At 64.9% G+C, this 4,116-nt stretch carries 7 protein-coding genes; 3 read left to right on the top strand and 4 right to left on the bottom strand.

From position 1 onward, the window contains the following. A partial coding sequence (locus B0W88_RS35015) for a hypothetical protein (protein WP_233151897.1) occupies positions 1-197 on the top strand: 197 nt, incomplete at its 5' end. Between the two features lie 296 nt (positions 198-493). Next, a complete protein-coding gene (locus B0W88_RS30225) occupies positions 494-1,135 on the top strand; it encodes an RpiB/LacA/LacB family sugar-phosphate isomerase (protein ID WP_077038213.1) in 642 nt (213 codons plus the stop codon). A gap of 84 nt (positions 1,136-1,219) precedes the next feature. On the opposite strand, the gene infA is transcribed toward B0W88_RS30225, so the two are convergent. From infA to B0W88_RS30210, 3 genes are all read right to left on the bottom strand, one after another. Further along, positions 1,220-1,480, bottom strand: a complete 261-nt coding sequence (infA, locus tag B0W88_RS30220) for a translation initiation factor IF-1 (RefSeq protein ID WP_077038212.1) — start codon at positions 1,478-1,480, stop codon at positions 1,220-1,222. Positions 1,481-1,548: 68 nt separating this feature from the next. After that, positions 1,549-1,764, bottom strand: a complete 216-nt coding sequence (locus B0W88_RS30215; protein ID WP_077038211.1) for a hypothetical protein — start codon at positions 1,762-1,764, stop codon at positions 1,549-1,551. A 119-nt stretch (positions 1,765-1,883) separates the two neighbouring features. Beyond that, positions 1,884-2,096, bottom strand: a complete 213-nt coding sequence (locus B0W88_RS30210) for a cold-shock protein (RefSeq protein ID WP_144007077.1) — start codon at positions 2,094-2,096, stop codon at positions 1,884-1,886. 271 nt (positions 2,097-2,367) lie between these two features. Here B0W88_RS30210 and B0W88_RS30205 point away from each other — a divergent pair, with 271 nt between their 5' ends. Continuing rightward, a complete protein-coding gene (locus B0W88_RS30205; protein WP_077038210.1) occupies positions 2,368-3,204 on the top strand; it encodes an HDOD domain-containing protein in 837 nt (278 codons plus the stop codon). A gap of 16 nt (positions 3,205-3,220) precedes the next feature. On the opposite strand, the gene B0W88_RS30200 is transcribed toward B0W88_RS30205, so the two are convergent. Further along, the gene (locus B0W88_RS30200) at positions 3,221-3,973 is read right to left on the bottom strand and encodes a YoaK family protein (RefSeq protein ID WP_077038209.1); all 753 of its coding nucleotides are present in this window, start codon (positions 3,971-3,973) and stop codon (positions 3,221-3,223) included. Between the last annotated feature and the right edge of the window lie 143 nt (positions 3,974-4,116).

Genomic DNA, 4,116 nt, shown 5'->3' with positions numbered 1-4,116 from the left:
CCATCGTGTGGTGCGGCCGGCATCCCATCGCCTTAGTGTCTGGAAACGAGAATTTGCAATTGTTTACAGTAATTCTCGAATCGGCCGGCGGTCAAACTCTTGCGTGGTTTCCCGTATTCGTGCTTGAAACCATCGACTTGCGGGGGTCCCGATCTGCGGTCAGGCTTCCGTCAGGCGGCCTGCGCGCGCGGGCGTAGGTGCTTCTTAACGGCACGGAAATAATGCGTTACGTCAGCTGACGGGATGCTGATTGGCTACTGAAACGAAGTTTCAATATCTGATTCCAACAGGCACAATGCGGCCCGTGGCAGCACCGCGTCCCTGATGCGGCGCAGGCCTGGCCAGGTGGAAACGATGACCATGCAGTCTTGCCCTCTCCCGGGATTGCACCTGCCCTGACGACCGGCGACCGGGCCCTCTGCCCGCGAACTGCGTCCTTCACCCCCGCTGCCAGCCCATCATCCATCGCATCCCATCCGGAGAGAGTCCATCCATGAAGATCGCCCTCATCATCGAGAACAGCCAGGCCGCCAAGTCGGAGATCGTCCACGGCGCGCTGAAGACCGTCGCCGAGCCGCTGGGCCACACGGTCCATCACTACGGCATGTACACGCCCGAGGACAAGGCCTCGCTGACCTATGTGATGAACGGCCTGCTGGCCGGCATCCTGCTGAACTCGAAGGCGGCGGATTTCGTCGTCACCGGCTGTGGCACCGGCATGGGCTCGATGCTCGCCTGCAACTCGATGCCCGGCGTGTTCTGCGGCCTGGTCATCGACCCGACCGACGCCTTCCTGTTCGGCCAGATCAACGACGGCAACTGCCTATCCATGCCCTATGCCAAGGGCTTCGGCTGGGCGGCCGAGCTGAACCTGCAGGACTGCTACCGCAAGCTCTTCGAGCATGAGCGCGGTGCCGGCTATCCGAAGGAGCGCGCGGCCATCATGGCCAAGAACCGCGGCATCCTGAAGGACCTGAAGGCGGCCTCCTGCAAGGACATGCTCAGCGTGCTCCAAGGCGTGGACCAGGATCTGCTGAAGGCGGCGGTCTCGGGCGAGAAGTTCCAGCAGCTGTTCTTCACGAACTGCCAGGACGACGCGATCGCCAAGCACATCCAGGGCGTGCTGGCCGCCTGATAAAAAAAGAAGAAGCCCCACGGGCTTGCGCCTGTGGGGCTTCTTGCGGGGTCGGCTTCTTCTTCTCGCCGACTCAGTCCGCCATCACCTGTTGTAGCGGCCTGCCTGCGGGGCGGGCGGCCGGGTGTGCAGATGGCGGAACGTGATCCGGCCCTTGCTCAGGTCGTAGGGCGACAGTTCCAGCGAGACGTTGTCGCCGGCCAGGATGCGGATGTGGTGCTTGCGCATCTTCCCGCCCATGTAGGCGATCAGTTCGTGACCGTTGTCCAGCTTCACGCGAAAGCGCGAGTCCGGCAGCACTTCGTTCACGACGCCGTGCATTTCGATGAGTTCTTCCTTGGCCATCTAGTTCTCCTTGTTCTGGGCAGCCGGCGCGGGGCCGGCGTCGCCTGTCGACCGTCGTCGGGTCGGGGTCAGTGTCGAAGGGCCCAGGCCTTGCCTTCGTCGGTGGCATAGCGCAGGGCGGCCTTCCGGCTGGCAAAGCTCGGCGTGAATCGCATGATGCGGTCCACGCTGGCGGTGCCCCGGCCGGAGCGGATGGAAACCGAGGCAGAGAACGTGCCGTCTGCGTCGGGTTTGGTCATGGGTGAGACAAGGAATCGCCCCACCCCGATGCTCTTGTTGTGCATGTTTGCTCGAGGTGTTGCGCCTTGATCGGCAGAACCGTCTTGGCGCGGTTTGGGAATAAGTAACGGTGCGGGGACTTGTTCTTCAAGGCCGCGTCCCCGCGGCGGCCGGTGGCGCTGGATTACAGCGCGCGGATGTTCGAAGCCTGCGGGCCCTTGGGGCCTTGCTTGACTTCGAATTCCACGTTGGCGCCTTCGGCCAGGGTGCGGAAGCCGCCGTTGTTGCGGATTTCGCTGTGGTGGGCGAACAGGTCCTTGGAGCCGTCGGCCGGCGTGATGAAGCCGAAGCCCTTGCCGTCGTCGAACCACTTCACGGTGCCGGTCTGGATAGTCATGGTGTTTCCTTTGAAGAATGAATAGGTGAACGAAAACCCTCCGCAGCCGACATGGCCGACGGAGACAGAAACACTCAAGAACTATCAGCGGGGTGGAGCTGTAGCGAGCCGCTCGCGAGATAAGACCCGGGGAGGGTCGGCGGGGCTGCAGGGAAGACCTTGGGAGAACGGTCTTGTGCGAATCTATGGGCGGAGTCTAACACATTGTCTGCACTGACAGACTTGTCGCGAATTGGCCGCTAGCATTGCGGCATTCCTTGCGAGGTCTATCGTGACGCTTCAAGACCTTCTCGCTGCCGATGCCCTGATCCCATCCCTGCCGGAGGCGGTCAGCCGGATTCTTGCCGAACTGCAGAAGGAGGAACCCGACCTGCGTCGGGTCAACCAGCTCACCTCCGGCGAGGTCGGGCTGACGGTGCGCATCCTGCGGCTGGTCAATTCCGCGCGCTACAGCGCGGGCGGCGCCGCGCGCATCGGCACGGTCGAGGCGGCCACGGCGCTGCTGGGTCTTTCGGCCACGCGGCAACTGGTGCAGGCAGCGGCGGTCGGTGGTGCGTTCAGGGGCGTGCCCGGCGTGGACATGGTCGAGTTCTGGCGCCACAGCCTCGACGTCGCGAAGATCGCGCAATCGCTGGCCGAGGAACTGCGGCTGGACCCGGGCCTGGCCTTCACCGCCGGCCTGCTGCACGGCACCGGCGACCTGATCATGAAGATGGCGATGCCGACGTGCGCGAGCCTGCAGCCGCGCTTTTCCACCGACGAGAACCGCCATGCGGCGCAGGTGGCCGAGTTGGGCTATGCCTATCCGGAGGTCGGCGCTGCCTTCGCCGCGCGATGGCTGTTCCCGGAGACACTGGTCGAAGCCATCCGCCACCAGTGCGATCCGCAACAGGGCGAGGGTGGCGACCGGACCCTTGCCGCGGTCCTCTACCTGGCCCGCTGGAGCGCGAGCGCGCATGAGCTGGACATCGAAGGCACGGCCCTGCTCGACGTCTTCCCGCACGGTGTCGCCGAGGGTATCGGGCTGGGCGATGCGGGCAAGCGGCTTTGCGACGATGACGTCATCGCCTGGACGCCGGCGGACGAGGCGCGGGATTTTTCTTCCTGAGTACGGGCGCCGCGCGCTACTTGCTGCTGCTCAGTGCCGCCAGGTCATCCATGGCAGGAATGCTGGCGATGGCGACGAGGAGCAGGGCGAGCGGGATCGTCGCGACATAGCCTGCATGCTTGAAGCCGAGCGCGCCGATCACGCCGCCGGCGAAGAAGAACCCCACCAGCAGGACCAGCGCGCGCAACCTGGGAACATTGGCTCGCACTGCCGGCAGATCCGGCCGGGCCGAGCGGTTCCAGTAGAGCAGCTTGCCGATCTCGATGCCGACGTCGGTGACCATCCCGGTCAGATGGGTGGTGCGGATCTCCGCCTGCGACAGCTTGGTGATGACCGCGTTCTGCAAGCCCATGATGAAGCACAGCAGCATGACGGTGGCCGGCACGAACAGGCCCTCGACCCGTGACAGCCTCGCGCCGAGCAGGCCGAAGCCGATCAGCAGGGCCGCTTCCAGCAGCAGCGGCATCGCATACTCGCTGTGCAGTCTGCGACGCCGCGCGAAGTTGATCATCACGGCCGAGCACGCGGCGCCGCAGGCGAAGCAGAGCAGGGCTCCAAGGCCGTCGAGGGCGAGGGCGAGGTCGCCGAGCACCAGGTCATCCGCGACTGCCGACACGATGCCGGTCATGTGGGACGTGTAGCGCCGCACGGCCACGAACCCGCCTGCATTCGCCGCTCCAGCCACGAAGGCCAGCACACAGCCCAGATGCTGGTTGGCGAGTAGCGTCCGGTCACGGCCGGTGAGGCGGCGGGCGTAGTTGAGCGGCATGGCTGCAGCGGGCGACGGGAGGCTTCAAGTATCGCTGCGGAGATGGGTGGTCTGGTCCGTCTCTCGCCAAGCGTTTGCAGCGTCTGCACCGACCCCGGTCAGCAAAGAAAAACCCCCAACACCTTGCGATGCTGGGGGTCTGA

Source organism: Pelomonas sp. KK5, from assembly GCF_001984095.1.
GTDB lineage: Bacteria > Pseudomonadota > Gammaproteobacteria > Burkholderiales > Burkholderiaceae_C > KK5.
Note: the sequence above shows the minus strand (reverse complement) of the source record. Positions and strands in the feature narration are given on the sequence as shown.